16 protein-coding genes are annotated in these 20007 nt (G+C 63.0%); 15 read left to right on the top strand and 1 reads right to left on the bottom strand.

Annotated features, from left to right (window positions below; genetic code table 11):
• Window positions 1-48: 48 nt before the first annotated feature.
• Entirely contained in the window at window positions 49-1899 is a 1851-nt protein-coding gene (gene ilvD, locus SKTS_RS01680) for a dihydroxy-acid dehydratase (RefSeq protein WP_173059412.1), read from the bottom strand.
• Between the two features lie 349 nt (window positions 1900-2248).
• Between ilvD and SKTS_RS01675 the strand changes: the two genes are divergently transcribed.
• The 15 genes from SKTS_RS01675 (at window position 2249) to SKTS_RS01605 (ending at window position 20006) form a co-directional block, all read left to right on the top strand.
• Complete coding sequence (locus SKTS_RS01675) at window positions 2249-2758, top strand: bacteriohemerythrin (protein ID WP_280513679.1); 510 nt, start codon at window positions 2249-2251, stop codon at window positions 2756-2758.
• Window positions 2759-2913: 155 nt separating this feature from the next.
• A complete protein-coding gene (locus SKTS_RS19095) occupies window positions 2914-4041 on the top strand; it encodes a methyl-accepting chemotaxis protein (protein ID WP_280513678.1) in 1128 nt (375 codons plus the stop codon).
• A gap of 49 nt (window positions 4042-4090) precedes the next feature.
• Window positions 4091-5680, top strand: coding sequence for a methyl-accepting chemotaxis protein (locus SKTS_RS01665; protein WP_173059406.1), 1590 nt, complete (start codon window positions 4091-4093; stop codon window positions 5678-5680).
• Window positions 5681-5779: 99 nt separating this feature from the next.
• Window positions 5780-6559, top strand: a complete 780-nt coding sequence (gene lgt / locus SKTS_RS01660; RefSeq protein WP_173059403.1) for a prolipoprotein diacylglyceryl transferase — start codon at window positions 5780-5782, stop codon at window positions 6557-6559.
• An 80-nt stretch (window positions 6560-6639) separates the two neighbouring features.
• Window positions 6640-7326, top strand: a complete 687-nt coding sequence (gene rpe / locus SKTS_RS01655; protein WP_173059400.1) for a ribulose-phosphate 3-epimerase — start codon at window positions 6640-6642, stop codon at window positions 7324-7326.
• An 88-nt stretch (window positions 7327-7414) separates the two neighbouring features.
• Window positions 7415-8095, top strand: a complete 681-nt coding sequence (locus SKTS_RS01650; protein ID WP_173059397.1) for a phosphoglycolate phosphatase — start codon at window positions 7415-7417, stop codon at window positions 8093-8095.
• A 124-nt stretch (window positions 8096-8219) separates the two neighbouring features.
• Window positions 8220-9686, top strand: a complete 1467-nt coding sequence (gene trpE / locus SKTS_RS01645; protein ID WP_173059394.1) for an anthranilate synthase component I — start codon at window positions 8220-8222, stop codon at window positions 9684-9686.
• Between the two features lie 163 nt (window positions 9687-9849).
• Window positions 9850-10503, top strand: coding sequence for a cell division ATP-binding protein FtsE (ftsE, locus tag SKTS_RS01640; protein ID WP_173059391.1), 654 nt, complete (start codon window positions 9850-9852; stop codon window positions 10501-10503).
• Window positions 10500-11402 carry a permease-like cell division protein FtsX gene (gene ftsX / locus SKTS_RS01635; RefSeq protein WP_173059388.1) on the top strand — a complete coding sequence of 301 codons (903 nt, stop codon included), beginning with the start codon at window positions 10500-10502 and terminating at the stop codon, window positions 11400-11402. The genes ftsE and ftsX overlap by 4 nt, the downstream gene beginning before the upstream one ends.
• Before the next feature lie 162 nt (window positions 11403-11564).
• The gene (locus SKTS_RS01630; RefSeq protein ID WP_198420409.1) at window positions 11565-14162 is read left to right on the top strand and encodes an ATP-binding protein; all 2598 of its coding nucleotides are present in this window, start codon (window positions 11565-11567) and stop codon (window positions 14160-14162) included.
• Between the two features lie 33 nt (window positions 14163-14195).
• The gene (locus SKTS_RS01625; protein ID WP_173059385.1) at window positions 14196-14834 is read left to right on the top strand and encodes a cobalamin B12-binding domain-containing protein; all 639 of its coding nucleotides are present in this window, start codon (window positions 14196-14198) and stop codon (window positions 14832-14834) included.
• Window positions 14831-15841 carry a uroporphyrinogen decarboxylase family protein gene (locus SKTS_RS01620; protein ID WP_173059382.1) on the top strand — a complete coding sequence of 337 codons (1011 nt, stop codon included), beginning with the start codon at window positions 14831-14833 and terminating at the stop codon, window positions 15839-15841. Before SKTS_RS01625 ends, SKTS_RS01620 begins: the two co-directional genes overlap by 4 nt.
• A 4-nt stretch (window positions 15842-15845) precedes the next feature.
• Window positions 15846-17444: an ASKHA domain-containing protein gene (locus tag SKTS_RS01615; protein WP_173059379.1), complete on the top strand. Its 1599-nt coding sequence runs from the start codon at window positions 15846-15848 to the stop codon at window positions 17442-17444.
• Entirely contained in the window at window positions 17441-18883 is a 1443-nt protein-coding gene (locus SKTS_RS01610) for an HD-GYP domain-containing protein (protein WP_244617416.1), read from the top strand. Before SKTS_RS01615 ends, SKTS_RS01610 begins: the two co-directional genes overlap by 4 nt.
• Window positions 18876-20006 carry an ATP-binding response regulator gene (locus SKTS_RS01605; protein WP_198420408.1) on the top strand — a complete coding sequence of 377 codons (1131 nt, stop codon included), beginning with the start codon at window positions 18876-18878 and terminating at the stop codon, window positions 20004-20006. The genes SKTS_RS01610 and SKTS_RS01605 overlap by 8 nt, the downstream gene beginning before the upstream one ends.
• Window position 20007 lies beyond the last annotated feature (1 nt).

Genomic DNA, 20007 nt, shown 5'->3' with positions numbered 1-20007 from the left:
CATATCTCTGTGTCCTCTGTGATCTCTGTGGCCACCGCTTTTCCAGAATTAGCGCTTGAGCTGCGAAACGTCTCGCACCGCACCGCGCGCCGCGCTGGTCGTCATCGCCGCGTAGGCCTGCAGTGCTTGCGACACAATGCGCTCGCGCCCCACCGGCTGCCATGCCTTGGCGCCTTTCTCATCCATCAGGGCGCGGCGGTGGGAGAGATCTTCCCACGACACCATCAGGTTGATGCTGCGATTGGGAATGTCGATCTCGATGGTATCGCCCTCTTCGACCAGGCCGATGGCGCCGCCCTCCGCCGCTTCCGGCGAGGCGTGGCCGATGGAGAGGCCGGAAGTGCCGCCGGAGAAGCGCCCGTCGGTCAGCAGCGCGCAGACCTTGCCCATGCCCTTGGATTTGAGATAAGACGTGGGATACAGCATCTCCTGCATGCCCGGCCCGCCGCGCGGGCCTTCGTAGCGGATCACCACCACGTCGCCGGCCACGATCTTGTCGGCAAGAATGGCTTCCACCGCCGCTTCCTGGCTCTCGAAGATGCGCGCCCGGCCGGTGAACTTGAGGATGCTCTCGTCCACCCCGGCGGTTTTGACGATGCAGCCGTCCTCGGCGATGTTGCCGTACAGCACCGCCAGGCCGCCGTCCTGCGAATAGGCGTGGGCCTTGTCGCGGATGCAGCCGCTGGCGCGGTCGAGATCGAGTTCGGCAAAGCGCTTGTCCTGGCTGAACGCCACCGTGGTCGGCACGCCGCCCGGCGCAGCGCGGTAGAAGGTCTTCACTTTTTCGTCCGTGGTGCGGCGCACGTCCCAGTGCTCCAGCGCCTGGCCCATGGACGGGCTGTGGATGGTCGGCAGGTCGCGGTGCAGCAGCCCCGCGCGGTCCAGTTCTCCGAGGATGGCCATGATGCCGCCGGCGCGGTGCACGTCTTCCATGTGGTAGGTCTGGATGCTGGGCGCGACCTTGGAGAGGTGCGGCACCTTGCGCGACATGCGGTCGATGTCCTGCATGGTGAAATCCACGCCCGCCTCATGGGCCGCCGCCAGCAGGTGCAGCACGGTATTGGTGGAGCCGCCCATGGCGATGTCGAGGGCAACGGCATTCTCGAACGCCTCGAAGGTCGCGATGGAGCGCGGCAGCACGGACATGTCGTCGCGCTCGTAATGGCTCTTGGCTATCGCCACGATCAGGCGGCCAGCCTCCAGGAACAGGCGCTTGCGGTCGGCGTGGGTGGCCACCAGCGAACCGTTGCCGGGCAGGCCCAAGCCCAGCGCTTCCACCAGGCAGTTCATGGAGTTGGCGGTGAACATACCGGAGCAGGAACCGCAGGTGGGGCAGGCGGAGCGCTCCATGATCGCGACATCTTCGTCGCTCTCGTTGGCGTCGGCCGCGGACACCATGGCGTCCACCAGGTCGAGGTGCAGGGTCTTGCCGCGGATCACGGCCTTGCCGGCTTCCATCGGCCCGCCGGAAACGAAAATGGTCGGGATGTTGAGGCGCAGGCTGGCCATCAGCATGCCCGGGGTGATCTTGTCGCAGTTGGAAATGCACACCAGCGCATCGGCGCAGTGAGCGTTGACCATATATTCGACGCTGTCGGCGATGAGCTCGCGCGACGGCAGGCTGTAGAGCATGCCGCCGTGACCCATGGCGATGCCGTCGTCCACCGCGATGGTGTTGAATTCCTTGGCCACGCCGCCGGCGGCCTCGATCTCGCGCGCAACCAGCTGGCCCATGTCCTTGAGGTGCACATGCCCCGGCACGAACTGGGTGAAGGAGTTGGCGATGGCGATGATCGGCTTGTCGAAATCGCCATCGGTCATCCCTGTGGCGCGCCACAGGGCGCGGGCGCCGGCCATGTTGCGGCCGTGGGTGGTGGTGCGGGAACGATACTGCGGCATGAATGCAAAGCTCCTGTTGGAATTCGCCAGTTGAAATATTCAAGAATGGAACATTCTAAACGAATTCAGCCACCGCTCAACGCGCACTTCTCTCCTGCCCCCGTCCACTGCCATGAAGCAGATTGCGCGTCTGTGCCACCTGAGACGGCGATGCAACAAAATCCCGAAGCGCAATAAAAATCCGATTTTTGTCAAAATCAGGGTCTCCCCGCTTTTCCTATCAAGCCACATGTATTAGGATGGCCGACTCCTGAATATCATATGCCGTCATCACGAAGCGGCAGGCTTGAATTCATGGGTTAATTCATTAAAACAATAAACTGCGAAACAAATACACGAGGGGGAGAAGATGGGGGATAAGGTTTTCTTTGAATGGTCAGATGCCATGAGCGTAGGTATCGCCGCAATTGACGAACAGCACAAAATGCTCGTCGACATACTGAACCGCCTCTTCCTTGCCGTAGTGCAGCGGGAAAGCAACGAAATCACCATCGAGATCCTCGACACGCTTGTCGACTACACCAAGACCCATTTCGGCCTGGAGGAAAAGCTGCTGCAGGACGCGGGTTACAACCCGACGGAATTTGCCGCGCATCAAAAGGAACATCAGGCCTTCGTCGGAAAAATCAGTGAAGCCGCCAGCAAGCATTTCGTGGAAGGAAAATCGGTTTCCTTCGAGATCATCAATTTCCTCAAACATTGGTTACAGGACCACATCCTCGTCACCGACAAGAAATACGCCACCGCCTTGCAGGACGCCGGCTATTCGACCAAGGCCTGGACCGATTTTGCCAGCTCCACCATCACAGCCAAACAGGCGGAAACACCCAAGCGCAAGCAGTGGTGGAAGGTCTGGTAGACCCGATTTCAGCACCTTGCAGCCTGCCCTGTATCGGGGCATAAACTTAAAAATAATAAGGGTTTACCTGATACCTGCGGTTGACCCCATGAATTAGGATTGCGCTGCCGGCAGATTTGCTGGCAGGTACACAATCGGCCGATTCAGGGGGAAACATGTTTTGCGGGCGAATTCGACAGGAAAGAGACTTACTGCAATCCGAACTGGCGCAAATGCGCCGGGAGCGAAGCGAGCTGGAGTCAGAGGCTGCGGCACTACGCGCAGAACTGGAAGACTTGCGCCAAGGTCACGCTGCGTCTGCGGACACGTGCGCCATGCACGACCAGTTGTTCAAACACATCATGATGTTCGGCGACTCCTTTGTTGAGGTGCAAGGCACGCTGGCCAAACTTGCCCACGCCATGAAGGCGGAAAAAGACCACGCGATGGAAGCCGCCAACTCTCTCGGCACCAACCTGGTCGCCGTCGAGAAGATTTCCGGCAACCTGCATCAGCTCTCCGAAAAAACCCACGAAACAGCCTCTGGCGTCGAGCACCTGAATGAACGCGCCTCCCAGATCGGCGGCATCGTCAGGATGATCAGGGAGATCGCGGAACAGACCAACCTGCTGGCGCTCAACGCCGCCATCGAGGCCGCGCGCGCCGGCGAGCAGGGGCGCGGGTTCGCCGTGGTAGCCGATGAAGTAAGGAAACTTGCGGAACGCACCGCCAACTCCACCAACGATATCGCCTCCTTGGTTTCGGCCATCCAGAACGAAACCTCCCAGCTCAAATCCACCATGGAGCTTTCCCCCCAGCAGGCGGCGGAATTCAATCGCGACGGCGAAGCGGCAACGCGCAGCATGCAGGGGCTGCACGAGATGTCCAACCAGATGAAAGGCGCGATCGCCTCGTCCGCCTTGTCCTGCTTCGTGGAAACCGCCAAGGTGGACCACCTCATTTTCAAGTTCGAGATCTACAAGGTGTTCATGGGGCTATCCGCCAAGAACCCATCGGACTTCTCCGACCATCTCTCGTGCCGCCTGGGCAAGTGGTATTACGAGGGGGAAGGGCGGGAATGCTTCTCCCGGTTGCAGGGTTACAAGGGGATCGAAACGCCACACGTGGCGGTGCATCAGCACGGGGTAGCCGCCGTCACCCATTTCCGCGCCGGAAATTTCAGCCAGGGCATAAGCGAAATCGAACGCATGGAACAGGCCAGTTTCAAGGTGCTGGCAGAACTCGAGCAAATGGCGGCCGACGGCAAAAATAACAACGGGATGCTCTGCCACCATCAGGCGTAGCCCGGACGCAGCAAAACAAAAAAATCAAAATTGGGGGAAACGCAAAACCATGAAAGTCAACCTGCCTGTCACCGGAATCGAAAAATCCTTTACCAGCGGCACCATCGTATCCAGGACCGACCTCAAGGGCGCCATCACTTACGCCAATGACGCCTTTGTCGAATTAAGCGGCTTCAGCAGGGAAGAACTGATCGGCAAAAACCACAACCTCGTGCGCCACCCGGACATGCCGGCAGCGGCTTTCGCCTGGCTGTGGAGCACGGTGAAATCCGGCCAGCCATGGCGCGGCATCGTCAAGAACCGCTGCAAGGACGGCGATCATTACTGGGTGGAAGCCTTCGTCGTCCCGGTGAAGGAAAAAGGCAAAATCGTCGAATACATGTCGGTACGCTCCCCGCCCACCCGACAGCAGGTAAGCGAAGCGGAAGCACTGTACAAGGAGCTCAACGCCGGCAAGCCGTTAAGCCTCCCCAAAGCGCGCGGCCTGTCCATCAAGGCATCCCTGATCACCCTGATCCTCGCGATGAATCTCATGCTGATCGGCAGCAACGTGCTCGGCTACATCGGCATGCACAAGCTCGGATTCGCCCTGACCGGCGCCGGCATGCTGTTTTCAGCGGGGCTCGGCATTTTCCTCTCGGGCATGATCGACCGCGGCCTGAAGAAAATCATCGGTGTTTTCGACCAGATCGCCGAAGGCAACCTGAGCAGCAAAATCGACATCGGCGGCAAGGACGAAGTCGGCAAGGTGCTGACGTCGCTCGCCTGCATGCAAGTTCACCTCAAGGTGATCCTGGATGAAGTCGCGCTGTCGTCGGCCATTCTTGCATCGCACACCGACCGCTTGAAAGAGGAAATGTCGCACGTCATCACCCGTTCGCACGCGCAGTCTGACCGCATCATGCAGGTTTCCGCGGCGATGGAGGAAATGAGCGCATCCATCCGGGAAGTGGCGGAACACGCGGGCGGCACCGCAGATGCCGCGGGGCAGACCCTTGCAGAAGTGCACAATGGCAATACCCAGATGGGGCACAGCATGGATGCCAGCTCGCGCGTGGTGCAGACAGTGGAGACGTCCGGCACGGCCATCATGGAACTGAACCAGGCCATACTCAAAATCGGGGCGATTACCCAGACCATCCGGGAAATCGCCGACCAGACCAACCTGCTGGCGCTCAACGCCGCCATCGAGGCTGCGCGCGCCGGTGAACAGGGTCGCGGCTTCGCCGTAGTGGCCGACGAAGTGAGAAAACTTGCCGAACGCACCGCCTCCAGCACCGCCGACATTTCCCGCATGGTGGCGGAAATCGAAAACACCGTCGGCGCGGCAACAGGCTCCATGGAACAAGCCGCATGCGAAGTAAAGTCCGGGCTCGCGCTGATCCAGGCAAGCGGCGAAAGCTTCAAGGCGATCACGACCGCGTCGCAGCGGGTGACCGAGATGGCGAGGCACATAGCCGGCGCGGCCAGCCAGCAATCCAGCGCGGGCGAGGAAGTGGCATCCAATATGGAACAGATCTCCGCCATCAGCGGCGAAAGTACGGAAAGCGCCATCCAGATGGGACGCGCCACCGAAGAATTGGCCCATGTGGCAGCAAATCTTCGTTCGATGGCCCGGCATTTCGACTGCGCAAACTGAGCGCTCAAGCATGAGCAAGCATGCGGGGCACATATAATGTGCTCCGCCGTGCGTCCGCTGTGGTAAATTTCGGTCCTTTATTCGCCCCTCCCGGACGCCATGCTGATTCACCCCCAATTCGACCCCATCGCACTTCACCTTGGTCCGCTGGCCATCCGCTGGTACGGACTGATGTACCTGACGGCCTTCGCCCTGTTTCTCGGTCTCGGCCGTTACCGCCTGAATGCCCGCCCCGATCTCGGATGGCGCAAGCAGGAACTGGACGACCTGCTGTTTTATGGCGTGCTGGGCGTGGTGCTGGGTGGGCGCCTGGGCTATATCCTGTTTTACAAGCCGGGCTACTATCTGCAGCATCCGCTGGAGATTTTTGCCGTGTGGCAGGGCGGCATGTCCTTCCATGGAGGCTTCCTCGGCGTGCTGGTGGCGATGTGGCTGTTCTCGCGCAAGACGGGAAAAACCTGGCTGGCCGTGACCGACTTCATCGCCCCGCTGGTCCCGCTTGGGCTCGGCGCCGGGCGCATCGGCAATTTCATCAACGGCGAACTGTGGGGGCGCCCTACCGACGTACCCTGGGGCATGGTTTTCCCGCAAGTGGACCTGGTGGCGCGCCACCCTTCGCAGCTATACGAGTTCGCCCTCGAAGGCCTGACCCTGTTTACCCTGCTGTGGCTGTTTTCGCGCCGCCCGCGACCCCTCGGCGCGGTTTCGGCGCTATTCCTGATCGGCTACGGCAGCTTCCGCTTCCTGGCGGAATTCAGCCGCGAGCCGGACGATTTCCTCGGCCTGCTGACATTGGGCCTGTCCATGGGACAGTGGCTGTCCTTGCCGATGATTGCGGCCGGGGTGGCGATGCTGCGCTGGGCGTACAACCGGAGATAGTTTATCTGCCGGGATGTGTGCCAGGAACGCAATTTGTGGTTAAAATTCGGACTTTGCCTCTGAATTCTTAAGGATAGATCATGTCTCAATTTCGCATCGCGCCAAGCATCCTGTCGGCCAACTTCGCCAATCTGGGCAAGGACGTGGACGATGTGCTCGCCTCCGGCGCCGACATCGTTCACTTCGACGTGATGGACAACCATTACGTGCCCAACCTGACCATCGGCCCGCTGGTATGCGAAGCACTGCGCAAGCACGGCGTGACTGCGCCGATCGACGTGCACCTGATGGTCAAGCCGGTGGACCGCATCATTCCCGACTTCGCCAAGGCGGGCGCCACCTACATCACGTTCCACCCCGAGGCTTCCGAGCACGTCGACCGCACCATCGGCCTGATCAAGGAATGCGGCTGCAAAGCCGGCCTGGTGTTCAACCCGGCCACCCCGCTGGATATACTCGAATACACCCTCGACAAGCTGGACATGGTGCTGCTGATGTCGGTCAACCCCGGATTCGGCGGACAGAAGTTCATTCCCTACGTGCTGGACAAGGCGCGCAAGGTACGCCAGATGATCGACGCACGCGGCCTCGACATCAGCCTGGAAATCGACGGCGGCGTCGGTCCCGGCAATATCCTGGAAGTGGCGAAAGCCGGCGTGGACACCTTCGTTGCCGGTTCCGCCGTGTTCGGCGCGGCCAAGGACAGCGATCCGCAGCGTTACAACTCCGTTATCGCCGCGATGCGCGCCGAACTGGCCAAGGCGTGAAACCAGTGAGCGGGAAGCGGTGAGCAGAAAGCGGTACCCCCCGCCCTCGCTGCCGCTTCCCGCTCACCGCTCACCGCTTACTACTACCATGAACTTCCCACTCTCCATCAAAGCGGTCGTCATCGACCTCGACGGCACCCTGCTCAACACTGCGCCCGACCTGGCCGAGGCCGCCACGCGCATGGCCGCGGAACTGAATCTTCCGCCCATCGAACTGGAAACGGTCAAGACCTACATCGGCAACGGCGTTTCCCGCCTGGTGAAGCGCGTGCTCACGCGCGACATGGACGCGGAACCCGATGCCGCGCTGTTCGCCCGCGCCTATCCGATATATGAAAAGCACTATGCCGAAGGCGTGAGCCGCGAAAGCCGGCCCTTCCCCGGCGTGGTGGAAGGCCTGCAAGCGATGAAAACGGCAGGGTTCCGCCTCGCCTGCATCACCAACAAGGCGGAGAAATTCACCGTGCCGCTGCTCAAGGACACCGGTCTGTTCGATTATTTCGAGCTGATCCTTTCCGGCGACACGCTGCCCAAGCGCAAACCCGACCCGCTGCCGCTGCAGCATGCCTGCAAGATTTTCGGCATCGCAGCGGCGGAATTGCTGCTCATCGGCGATTCCCTCAACGACACCCAGGCGGCGCGTGCGGCAGGCTGTCACGTGTTCTGCGTACCCTACGGCTACAACCGCGGCCGCAGCGTGGCAGAACTGGACCTCGACGCCGTGGTGCCCAGCCTTTTCGAAGCCACCAAACTGATAAAAAAAATCTGACGTCATGCGCAACCAACCTCAAGCTGTACTGAAATCGGCCCTCCTTTCCTGGCGATGGCGTGCCTGGCAATAGGAAGTCTCGCGCCACCGCGCTTTTTTCAGTCTAGCTTAAGGAACCGACACCATGACCGAACAGGAATTCAATCAGCTTGCCCAGCAGGGCTACAACCGCATCCCGCTCACGCTGGAAACCCTCGCCGACCTCGACACCCCGCTGTCGCTTTACCTCAAGCTCGCCAACCAGCCCTACTCCTACCTGCTGGAGTCGGTGGAAGGCGGCGAGCGCTTCGGGCGCTACTCTTTCATCGGCCTGCCGGCCAAAACCCGCATTGTGGTACGCGGCCGGAACATCACGGTGGAAAGCGACAGCGGCACGCTCGAACAGACGGAAGCGAGCGACCCGCTGCAGTTCATCCAGCAATACATGGCGCGCCTCAAAGTGCCGGCGCGCCCCGGACAACCGCGCTTCAGCGGCGGCCTGGCGGGCTACTTCGGCTACGACACCATTCGTTACGTCGAGAAGAAACTGGCGCACACCAGCAAACCCGACGTGATCGGCGCGCCGGACATCCTGCTGCTGCTGTCGGACGAACTGGCGGTAATGGACAACCTGTCCGGCAAGATCTACCTCATCGTCTATGCCGACCCCGGCCAGCCAGATGCCTACGCACGGGCGCAACAACGCCTCACTGCACTGCGCGGCATGCTGCGCAAACCGGTGGAAATACCCGCCGCGCCTGCATCCGGCGCGCAACAGGCGAGTTCGGAAATCGGCGAAGACGCATTCAAGGCCGCCGTCACCAGGGCAAAAAATTACATCACCGACGGCGACATCATGCAGGTCGTGCTGTCGCAGCGCATGAGCCAGCCCTACGCCGCCTCGCCGCTGTCGCTGTACCGCGCGTTGCGCACGCTCAACCCTTCGCCTTACATGTTTTACTACGACATGGGCGACCATCACGTGGTCGGCGCCTCGCCGGAAATCCTGGTGCAGCTGGAAGCGGACACCATCACCGTGCGCCCCATCGCCGGCACCCGCACGCGCGGCAAAACGCGCGAGGAAGACGAAGCGCTGGCCAAGGACCTGCTCAGCGATCCCAAGGAACTCGCCGAACACCTGATGCTGATGGACCTCGGCCGCAACGACGTGGGCCGGGTATCCGCCACGGGCACGGTGCAGGTCACGGAGAAAATGGTCATCGAACGCTACTCCCACGTCATGCACATCGTCTCCAACGTCGAAGGCAAGCGCAAGGCGGGCGTATCGGCCATGGACGTGCTGCGCGCCACCTTCCCGGCCGGCACGCTGTCCGGCGCCCCCAAGGTGCGCGCTATGGAGATCATCGACGAACTCGAACCCACCAAGCGCGGCATTTATGGCGGCGCGGTGGGCTACCTCGGCTTCAACGGCGACATGGATCTCGCCATCGCCATCCGCACCGCCGTGATCAAGGACGGCACTCTGTTCGTCCAGGCCGGCGCCGGCATCGTGGCCGATTCCGTGCCGCAAAGCGAATGGGAAGAAACCCGCAACAAGGCGCGCGCGGTGCTGCGCGCAGCCGAGCTGGCGCTGGGCGGCTTGGCCGACTAAGCGATGATTTTAAAAAAATCACCAATCAGCCACAGAGATCACAGAGGACACAGAGATGAAGCGTGTTTTGCATTTTTTGCGGGTTGGGCCATGAAACTGTCCTTCTCCGCCGTCCCGGTTTTCTCTGTGAACTCTGTGTTCTCTGTGGCTAACTGATTTCAAGATGATCAGCCTCAGCCAGGTCAGCAAGCGTTACCCCGGTGGTCTCGAGGCGCTGAAGGACATCACCTTCACCATCGAGACCGGCGAGATGGCGTTCGTCACCGGACATTCCGGTGCCGGAAAAAGCACGCTGCTCAACCTGATCGCCGCCATCGAGGCGCCCAGCAGCGGCACCATCGTCATCAACGGGCAAAACCTGGGCCAGCTGCGCCCCGCGGCCATCCCCTTCCTGCGGCGCAATTTCGGCCTGATTTTCCAGGACCACAAGCTGCTATACGACCGCAGCGTGTTCGACAACGTGATGCTGCCGCTGGAAATCACCGGTTTCGATCAAGGCGAAGCCGCCAAACGGACCCGCGCCGCGCTGGACAAGGTCGGACTGCTGGGACGCGAGAAAACCATGCCGATCGCCCTGTCCGGCGGCGAACAGCAACGCCTGTGCATCGCCCGCGCCATCGTGCATCGTCCCGCCATCCTGCTGGCAGACGAACCCACCGGCAACCTCGACAGCAACTACGCGAGCGAGATCCTGGAAATGTTCAAGTCGTTCAACCAGGTCGGGGTAACGGTGCTGATCGCCACCCACGACGAACATCTGATCGAGCGCTACAGCGCGCGTACCCTGCATCTGCAGCACGGGGAGCTGCTCGCATGAGGCGGCACTGGCGCACATTCAGCACAGTGCTGCGGCGCTTTGCCGCCACGCCGCTGGCCACGCTGCTGACGCTGAGCGTCATCGGCATCGCGCTCAGCCTGCCGGCCGGGCTGTACCTGCTGCTATCCAACCTCAACCACGTTGCCGGCAACCTCGACGCCGAACCGCAAATCAGCCTGTTTCTCAAGCGCGATGCGGGCAAGGATGTGATACGCCAGATCGACGCGCGCCTGAAGAAACACCCCGGCGTCAAAAACCATCTTTTCGTCGGACGCGATCAGGCGCTCAAGGACCTCTCCGCCAGCAGCGGGCTGGGAGACGTGACCGCCGGACTGACGCACAACCCCCTGCCCGACGCCTATGTCGTCAACGCCGTCGAAAACGACCCCGCCATGCTGGAAAAGCTGCGCGCCGAAGCGGCCGGCTGGTCTGGCGTGGAAACCGCCGAGCTCGACTCGAGCTGGGCCCGGCGCCTGGACGCGCTGCTCGGACTGGGCCGTCAGATCACCCTGATCGTCGCCGCCTTGCTGGGTTTTGGCCTGATCGCCGGTACCGGCAACACCATCCGCCTGCAAATCCTCACCCGCCTGGAGGAAATCGAAGTCAGCAAGCTGATCGGCGCGACCGACCGCTTCATCCGCCTGCCTTTCCTCTACCATGGCGCCCTGCAGGGGCTGCTGGGCGGCATGGCAGGATGGGCCATCATCAGCGCCAGCGCCTATTTTCTCGATAGCCACATCGCGCAGCTCGCCGGCCTTTACGGCTCGGCCTTCCACCTCGAACTGCTCGGTGCGGGCCAGACTGTTGTCCTGCTGGCCCTCTCCGCCTTGCTCGGCTGGATCGGCGCCTACCTCGCCGTGAGCCACTTTCTGCGGCATTTTCATCTGTCTCACCGCTGATCCAGGCAGCGAATTTTCATGCGACGGTGTCGTCGCAATTGTTTAACCCCTATTGAACGTCAGAACGCAACCTTTCCAGCTATTAGCGCGTCCTAAGAGATAATCCGGGTTTAATATCTCGAAGTGCTGCCCGGCAATTGTCTGAATCAAGGAAGCCTGAACGTGGAAACAGAAAGGAAGCACCTCTTGTTCGGCAACCGCGTGACCGCGGTTCTCGCCGCCATCATCTGGACGCTGGTGGTGGTCGCATCCCTCTGGTCACAGCGCGGCCAGCTGGACCGCACGGCGGAATCGATGGCCAGGATCGACGCGGTCACCAATCTCAAGAAGGACATGGCGATTCGCAAGTGGGCGGCCAGCGTGGGCGGGGTTTTCATCAACGCCGACAAGGTGCCGCCGATCGAAACCCTGGAGGAACAGGAACACCTCTCCGGGGACAAGATGGACGGCACCCCGTTCAATCTCGTAGCGCTCACGCCCATTCATATCCTGGAAGCGGTCCAGGAAGTCAGTAACAAGGAATACGGCATCAAGGAAAGGCTCACCTCGCGCCAGCTGCGCAACCGCAACAACGCCCCCGACGACTGGGAGGCGAAAGCGCTCAAGACGCTGGAAAGCGGCGCACAGATAGCCACCGAGGCGGTCCCCAAGAAAGGCAGCCACGGCCTGATGCGGGTCATGATACCGATGCGCATGGAAGAGGAGTGCCTGGAGTGCCATCGCGACACCCTGGTCCCGGTGGGGGGGCTGCGCGGCGGCGCGGTGATCTCGATCGACCTCAACACCTACCGGACCGTCCAGGAGCCGACATGGCGCTCCATCCAGTACTGGCACTTCGGCATCTGGTTTCTCGGCCTCGCCACGATCTCGACTTTCAGCTTTTTCGCCCGCCGTCGTGTCCTGGAACAGGAGCGGCAAAGCGAGGAACGGCGCGAAAACGAGCTGGCTTTCTCCGCCATGGCCGAGGGCGCCGTCATCACCGACTCAGAAGGCACCATCCTGTGGGTAAACGACGCGTTCTGCACCATTTACGGCTTCACCCGCGACGAGGTGATCGGCCAGAACCCGCGCATCCTCAAGTCCGGACGGCACGACAACACGGTGTACAGCAATCTCTGGAATCAGTTGAAAACCGTCGGGCACTGGCGCGGGGAATTGTGGAACCGGCGCAAATCGGGCGAGATATTCCCCGAGGAAATCTCGATCCGGGCCTTGCGCGGCCACGACGGACGGATTCGCCGCTTCATCTCCATTTTCTCCGACATCACCGAGCGCAAACAGGCCGAGGCGGAATTGCAGAAGCACCGCGAACACCTGGAGGAGCTGGTGCGGCAGCGCACCGAGGAACTGACGGTGGCGCGCGATCAGGCCGAAGCCGCCAACCACTCCAAGACCACCTTCCTCGCCAACATGAGCCATGAGCTGCGCACGCCCCTGAATGCCGTGATCGGCTTCTCGCAACTGATGGACAAGGACCCGGCGCTGTCCGACAAGCAGCGCCGCAACGCAGAAGTCATCGAACGCTCGGGCAACCATCTGCTCACCCTGATCAACGACATCCTGGAACTCTCCAAGATCGAATCCGGCAAGATGCGGGTGACGGAAGAAGAAGCCAGTCCCGGCGAACTCCTGCGCGAGGTCAGCGACATGATGCGGGGACGCGCCGAACAGACCGGCCTGACGCTCACGCTGGAAGCGCCCGATCTGCCGCCGGGCGCCTTGCTCGACACCGTCAAGCTGCGCCAGGTCTTGCTCAACCTGCTGTCGAACGCGGTCAAGTTCACTCGCCACGGCGGTGTCGCGCTCAGGGTAAAGACGCAAGCCGAAGGGGAAGGCAAGGCCCGCCTGGAATTTGCCGTGAGCGACACCGGCATCGGCATCGCCCCGGAAGACCTGCGCCGCATCTTCGAACCCTTCGAACAGGCGGGCACACCCTCGGCCAATCAGGCAGGCACCGGCCTGGGGCTGACCATCAGCCGGCAGTACCTGCAAATGATGGGCAGCGATCTGACCGTCGAGTCCACCCCCGGACAAGGCTCGTCCTTCATGTTCACGCTGCTGGTGCAGACCTGCGGCACACCCGCGGCGCATCCCGGCACGCGCGGCCGCGTCGTCGATCTTGCGGCCGCCGACCGCGGTAAGCGCATCCTGGTCGCGGACGACAATACGGAAACGCGGCTCCTATTTCGCGACTTGCTGGAACCCTACGGCTTCGAGATCGCCGAGGCCGAGGACGGCAGCCAGGTCGAAGAGCGGGTCGCATCGTTCCAGCCCGAACTGGTCCTCATGGACTGGCGCATGCCGAAAATGGATGGACTGGAAGCGATGCGCCAGATGCGCGCCCGGAAAGACGCGTGTCAGCCCAAGGTAGTGATCCTCACCGCCTACGCTTTCGAGGAGAACCGCCGGGAAGCGCTCGAAGCAGGCGCAGACGACTTCATGCGCAAGCCGGTTCGGAAAGAGGAGCTATACGCCGTGCTGGAAAAACAGCTCGGCATACATTTCGCGCGCGAAATCGAAGCGCCGCGCGATGGCGGGCAGAAAACGGCGGAACTGACCGCCGCCGACCTGGCGTCCCTTTCCGCGGAAGCCCGCGCAAGGCTGACCGAAGCGGTACGCGAACTCAACCCCGCCAAGATCGCGGCGGAACTGGATCAAATCCGGCTGGAAAATCCCGAGCTGGCCGCACGGCTGCTTGCTCTGGCCGAGAACATGCAATACCGCCAATTCTGGCAACTGCTCGGCATCGCAGGCATATAATGAATTCAGGAAAAGCCCTTTGACGAGATTGCCTTGAACCAACCTGGAATGGACAAGCTGGTGGAAACCCTGCTCCAGGGGGACCACATCGGAGCCCTCGCCGAGGCCAGGCGCCTGCTTGCCCTGAGCGTCGTTCCCGAACGCATCGTGACCGAGGGGATGGAAGCGGCGATGAGCCAGCTGGACGACAAGTGCACGGTGGAAAGCTTCAACCTGCTCGAAATCATGCTGGTCGGGCGCGCCGTTTCTGCAGTGGCGAACGAACTTTACCCGGAAGGCTTGTCGCCCGAGCAGGGCCGGGCGACCTGCGTGATCGCCACGCTGCTCGGCGACGTGCACGACCTGGGCAAGAACATCACCAGGATGGTGCTGATCGGCAAGGGTTACCGGATCGTCGACCTGGGCAAGGACTGCCCCGTGGATACCCTGGTAAACGCCGCCGAGCGCGAGCGCGCGCTGGTCGTGCTGGTGAGCGGGCTGCTGACCTCGGTCATCCCGCAAGTGGCCAAGGTCAGGCCGGCGCTGGCGGAAAAAGGGCTGGCCCACATCAAGGTCATTGCCGGCGGCGCCGCGCTGAAGCAGTCCTCGCCCCAGGCGCTGAATGTCGATTACGTGGCCGAAACGGCCTTCGACGGGGCGCGCTACCTGGACCAGTTGCTGGAGACGCCATGAACAGCCTGGAGCGCATCAAGGCCGCGCTGGCTTTCGCCCCACCGGATCGCACCCCGGCTGTGCCGCAACTGTTCGGCCACGCCGCCGCGGTGGGCGGCGTCGCGCTGCGCGATTATCTGCGCGACGGCGCCCTGCTCGCCGCGTGCCAGGCCAGGACGCTGGAACGCTACGGCCACGACGTGGTGTTCGCCTTCATGGATCTGTGCGTGGAAACCGAGGCGCTCGGCTCGACGCTGCAATACCGCGAAAACCAGTATCCGGACGTGATTTCCTACGCGCTGACGCTCTCCAGCGAAGTATCGGCCCTGACTATGCCGGATCCTGCCAGCGCCGGGCGCATGCCCGAACTGCTCAAGGCGACATCGATCCTGCGCCGCGAGCTGGGCGATACGACGCTGGTGGCCGGCTGCGTGGCCGGGCCGATGACCCTGGCGACCCAGTTGCTCGGCATCGAGACCGCGCTCTACCTGGCGGTGGACGATCCGGCGCGATTCGAGCAGATTCTCGATTTTTCCACCGCCGTCGCGATCCGCTACGGCTGCGCCCAGATCGCGGCGGGCGCCCATTTGCCCATCGTGTTCGACCCCGCCGCGTCGCCCGCGGTGGTGCCGCCGCAGTTTTTCCGCGAACTGCTGCTGCCGCGGCTGCAGCAGGTTTTCGCCGCGTTCCGCCAGGCCGGGGCGCTGGCCAACTGGCTCAACATCGCCGGGCCGACGGCCGCCACCCTGCCCTATTACCCCGAGGCCGGCGCCGACATCGCCAACTTCGACTATTACGTCGAACCGGACCAGGTGCAGCGATTGCTGCCCCGCACCTGCGTCGACGGCAACATGAAATCGCTGCTCTTCGTCGAAGCGAGCCCGGACGAGGTGGCCGCCGCCGCTGCCCTGCTGATCTCGTCATTCGCCCGGCGCGGCGGCTTCCTGCTTTCCTCCGGCTGCGAAATCCCGCCCGAGGCGAAACCGGAAAACATCGCCGCCATGGTGGCGGCGTGCCGGAGGGCCTAGGGCCATGCCCGAGCTGCTGCTCAGCATCGACGGCGCGGCTCACCGCATCGCCTTCGCCCCCGGCCATTCGCTGCGCGACATCCTCGACGCGACCGATTTTCGCGTGCGCTCCGGCTGCCGCGGCATCGGCGCATGCGGGCTGTGCCGGGTGCGCGTGCTCTCCGGCGCGGACGGCGAAGCGACGCAGAACGAGCGCCTGCACCTGAGCGAAGCCCAGCTGGCGGGCGGAATGCGGCTCGCCTGCCAGTTCAGTCCGGCGCATGATCTCGAAATCGAAATCCTCAACCCCGCGCCCCCGTCGAACTGGAAATCCCCCCCGGACCGGGTGGAGGCGTACCCGACGCACAGTCCCGGGGGAAAATGGCTGCCGCCGGAAGTCCGGCATCCCTGCGGCCTCGCGGTGGACCTGGGCACGACCAATCTGTGCCTGTCGCTGTTCGATCTGGCCAAGGGGCACTGGCTCGCCGACCGGTGGGGCCGCAACCCGCAGCAGAATTTCGGCGCCGATATCATCACCCGCCTCGCGGCGGCACAGGAATCGCCCGCCGCCGCACGGGAAATGAGCGATGCCGTGGTGGCGGCCATCGGCGAAGCGCTGCTCGACATCGCCACGCGCGAGGGCTTCGACACGCGCCGCGTGGTCAATATCACCGTGGTCGGCAACACGGCGATGCTGGCCCTGCTCACCAGCCACAATTTCCACCTGCTGCTGCAGCCGGAATACTGGACCCGGTTCGTGGATTGCCGCCCCGAGGAAACGTCCGGCTGGATCGCGCAGTGGGGCGCGAACCCCCTCGCCGAGGCCGACGTCGTCGCGCCGCTGGCGGGCTTCGTCGGCTCGGACCTGCTGGCCGGGCTGGTGGCGACGCGCTTCATCGACAGCGCGGCGCCGGCACTATTCATCGACTTCGGCACCAATTCCGAGATCGCGCTGTGGAACGGCAGGGAACTGTGGGTGACCGCGTCCGCCGGAGGACCGGCCTTCGAAAGCAGCGGCATCAGCTGCGGCGTGCCCGCCGAGGCAGGCGCGGTGTTCCGCGTGAAGTGCGATGCGGCGGGGAACTTGGCCTGGGGCATCATCGGCGACGACCGCGCGCACGGGATATGCGGGTCTGGCCTGGTGGACTTGATCGCCTGCCTGCTCGAATCCGGCAAGCTGTCCAGTACCGGCAGATTCACCGCGGGCGAAACGGGATATGCCTTCAGCGCCGGCGGAACGGCGCTGACGCTGACCAAGAATGACGTGGACCTCATGCAGCGCGCCAAGGCCGCCGTCGGGGTCGGCATCCTGGCGCTGTGCGGCCATGCCGGGATTACGCTGAAGGACCTGCGGCGCGTTTGCGTGGGCGGGGCCTTCGGGCGCTACCTCGACGTCGCCAACGCCCAGGCCATAGGCCTGTTGCCGCCGGGGCCGCCGGAAAGGGTGGAGCTCTCCGGCAACACCGCCCTCGCCGGCTGCTGCGACGTCATGCTGTCGTCCCTGGCGGCGGAAAAACTGAGCGACTTGCGCATCCGCGCGCGCATCGTCAATCTGGCGCAGCATCCCGATTTCGACCTGGTGTTTCTCGACAATCTTTACCTTCAGCCGTTGCAGGAGAGATGAAGACAATGCCCTCCAGCGCACAACAAACCTATCTAGAAGCGGTGATCAAGACGGCGCAATACGTCGCCGGCCTGACCAGCGACCGGGATATCTGGAGCGAGCTGGGGAAAGTCATGTCGCGCTTCTTCGACGCGGACATCGTCGCCTTCGCCGGGAAGCGCCCGGATGGGAAAATTCTGCTCCATTCCTGCATTCCCCTCGATGAAGACCTTTGCCCCCCGCTGCTCGAAGCTGCGCAGAACACCATCACCCAGGTGCTGGAAAGCGGTTTTCTGGCCACCGACACGCTGCAACTGCAGCAGGCCTGCTCGTTCGCCTTCCTGCCCCTGACGGAGGGCCGCCGCACCGCGACCGTGATGCTGGTGGGTCACTACGCCGCAGCGCCCCTGTCCAGGGAGTTGCTCAACGTTTACCTCGCGGTGGCCGGCCTGTTCGACACCACGCTCGCGCGCATCGCCTCGGAACACCGCTTCATCAGCATGGCGGACAACGTGCCGGAAATGCTTTACCAGATACTGCGCTATCCCGACGGAAAGGCCCGCTTCACCTATGTCAGCAAGGGTTCTGTGGAAGCGCTGGGGCTGCCGCCGGACGAACTGCTGGCGAACGCGGCGGCATTCGATGGCGGCATCCACCCCGACGACCGGGCAGCCTACGAGGCTGCGCTGATGCGCTGCGAAACGGACGGCGTGCGCCTCAACCAGGCATTTCGCTGGCTCGACAAGCGGGCCGGGGTGCGGCACATCCTGCTCAACGCCATGCCGAGCGCGCTGGAGGATGGCGTCGTAGCATGGGACGGCGCGGCCCAGGACATCACCGAGCGCGAACGGCTCGAAGCCGAGCGCAAGCGCAGCATGGCGCAGCTGGAAAACAGCATGGAGGAAACCGTCCAGGCCATCGCCACCACCATCGAGATGCGCGACCCCTACACCGCCGGGCACCAGCGCCGCGTCGCCGGCCTGGCGCAACGCATCGCGGCGCGAATGCACCTGCCGGCGGAGGAAATCCACGGGATTTTTCTCGCCGCGACCATCCACGACATCGGCAAGATCCACATTCCCGCCGAGATCCTGAGCTTTCCGGGCAAGCTGGGGGCGATCGAGTACACCTTGATCAAGACCCATGTCCAGGCCGGCTACGATATCCTGAAAAACATCGAATTTCCCTGGCCGCTGGCGCAGATGGTGTACCAGCACCACGAACACCTCGACGGCAGTGGCTACCCGCGCGGTTTGCAGGGTGACCAGATCTCGCTCGCCGGCCGCATCCTGTGCGTGGCCGACGTGGTCGAATCGATGGCGACGTACCGCCCCTATCGCCCGGGGCTGGGTGTGCGGAAGGCGTTGGCGGAAGTCAGGAAGAACCGCGGCAAGCTGTACGATACGGCGGTGGTGAACGTATGTCTGGAGCTGTTCAGGGAGGGATATGAGTTTGGCTGAGAAAAACCCGGCTGGTCCGGGCGAAGTGCTGATCGTCGAAGACACGCCGGCGTCCCTGCAACTGCTTTCCGATTTGCTGACGCAGGCCGGCTATGCCGTGCGCCAGGCGCAGGACGGCGAAATGGCCCTGCTCTCGGCGCGGGAGCGGCCGCCGGAACTGGTGCTGCTGGACATCCGCATGCCCGGCATCGACGGTTACGAAGTCTGCCGCCGGCTCAAGGCCGATCCGCGCACGCGCGATGTCCCGGTGGTCTTCCTTTCCGCCCAGCACGAGACGGAGGACAAGGTCCAGGGCTTCAAGCTGGGCGCGGTGGACTTCGTCGCCAAGCCCTATCAGCCCGACGAGGTTCTGGCGCGGGTGCGCACCCATATCGAGTTGCGGCGTCTGCAGACCGGGCTGGAGCAGCGGGTGCGTGAGCGCACGGCGGACTACGAGCAGTCGCAAAAGAAGCTGCAGGCGTCATGGCAGCAGCTGCAGGAACTCACCGGCTTCCTGCAAACGGTGCGCGAAGAGGAGCGCACCCGCATGGCGCGCGAAATCCACGACGAGCTGGGGCAGGCGCTTACCGCCTTGCGCATCGACCTGGGCTGGCTGGTAAACAAGTGCAGCGGCGACGACCCGCGCATCGCCGAAAAGCTGGCTTCCGCACACCAGCTGGTGGTGAGAACGCTAGACGCCGTGCGCCGCATTTCCGAGGACCTGCGGCCGGGCATGCTGGACGACCTTGGACTGGCGGCGGCCATCGAGAATCACGTGGCGAAATTCACCGAACACTCAGGCATCCCCTGCGCGCTCACCATGAACCGGGAGGAGTTCGGGATCGCCGACGACATGGCAACAGCGATATTCCGCCTGACCCAGGAGGCACTGACCAACGTGGCGCGCCATGCCGCCGCGCATAGCGTGAAAGTGGAAATTCTGGATGGTGACGACGCAATCCATGTGACGGTTCAGGACGACGGAAGCGGACTCCCCCCATCCAACGGGAGAAAGACCTTCGGATTGCTCGGCATGCGAGAAAGGGTCAAGATGTTTGGCGGAAAATTCGACATGGCCAGCGTGCCGGGCAAAGGCACCCGCATCGCTGCCATCTTCCCCAAGAATCAAGAGGTAAACGAATAGT

It is taken from the genome of Sulfurimicrobium lacus (genome assembly GCF_011764585.1).
GTDB lineage: Bacteria > Pseudomonadota > Gammaproteobacteria > Burkholderiales > Sulfuricellaceae > Sulfurimicrobium > Sulfurimicrobium lacus.
Note: the sequence above shows the minus strand (reverse complement) of the source record. Positions and strands in the feature narration are given on the sequence as shown.

Coding starts and splice junctions, on each gene's coding strand:
- rpe (WP_173059400.1), top strand. CDS start 6,640: ATGTCTCAATTTCGCATCGCGCCAAGCATCCTGTCGGCCAACTTCGCC.
- ftsE (WP_173059391.1), top strand. CDS start 9,850: ATGATCAGCCTCAGCCAGGTCAGCAAGCGTTACCCCGGTGGTCTCGAG.
- SKTS_RS01610 (WP_244617416.1), top strand. CDS start 17,441: ATGAAGACAATGCCCTCCAGCGCACAACAAACCTATCTAGAAGCGGTG.
- SKTS_RS01620 (WP_173059382.1), top strand. CDS start 14,831: ATGAACAGCCTGGAGCGCATCAAGGCCGCGCTGGCTTTCGCCCCACCG.
- SKTS_RS01675 (WP_280513679.1), top strand. CDS start 2,249: ATGGGGGATAAGGTTTTCTTTGAATGGTCAGATGCCATGAGCGTAGGT.
- SKTS_RS01650 (WP_173059397.1), top strand. CDS start 7,415: ATGAACTTCCCACTCTCCATCAAAGCGGTCGTCATCGACCTCGACGGC.
- ilvD (WP_173059412.1), bottom strand. CDS start 1,899: ATGCCGCAGTATCGTTCCCGCACCACCACCCACGGCCGCAACATGGCC.
- SKTS_RS01615 (WP_173059379.1), top strand. CDS start 15,846: ATGCCCGAGCTGCTGCTCAGCATCGACGGCGCGGCTCACCGCATCGCC.
- SKTS_RS01665 (WP_173059406.1), top strand. CDS start 4,091: ATGAAAGTCAACCTGCCTGTCACCGGAATCGAAAAATCCTTTACCAGC.
- lgt (WP_173059403.1), top strand. CDS start 5,780: ATGCTGATTCACCCCCAATTCGACCCCATCGCACTTCACCTTGGTCCG.
- SKTS_RS19095 (WP_280513678.1), top strand. CDS start 2,914: ATGTTTTGCGGGCGAATTCGACAGGAAAGAGACTTACTGCAATCCGAA.
- ftsX (WP_173059388.1), top strand. CDS start 10,500: ATGAGGCGGCACTGGCGCACATTCAGCACAGTGCTGCGGCGCTTTGCC.
- trpE (WP_173059394.1), top strand. CDS start 8,220: ATGACCGAACAGGAATTCAATCAGCTTGCCCAGCAGGGCTACAACCGC.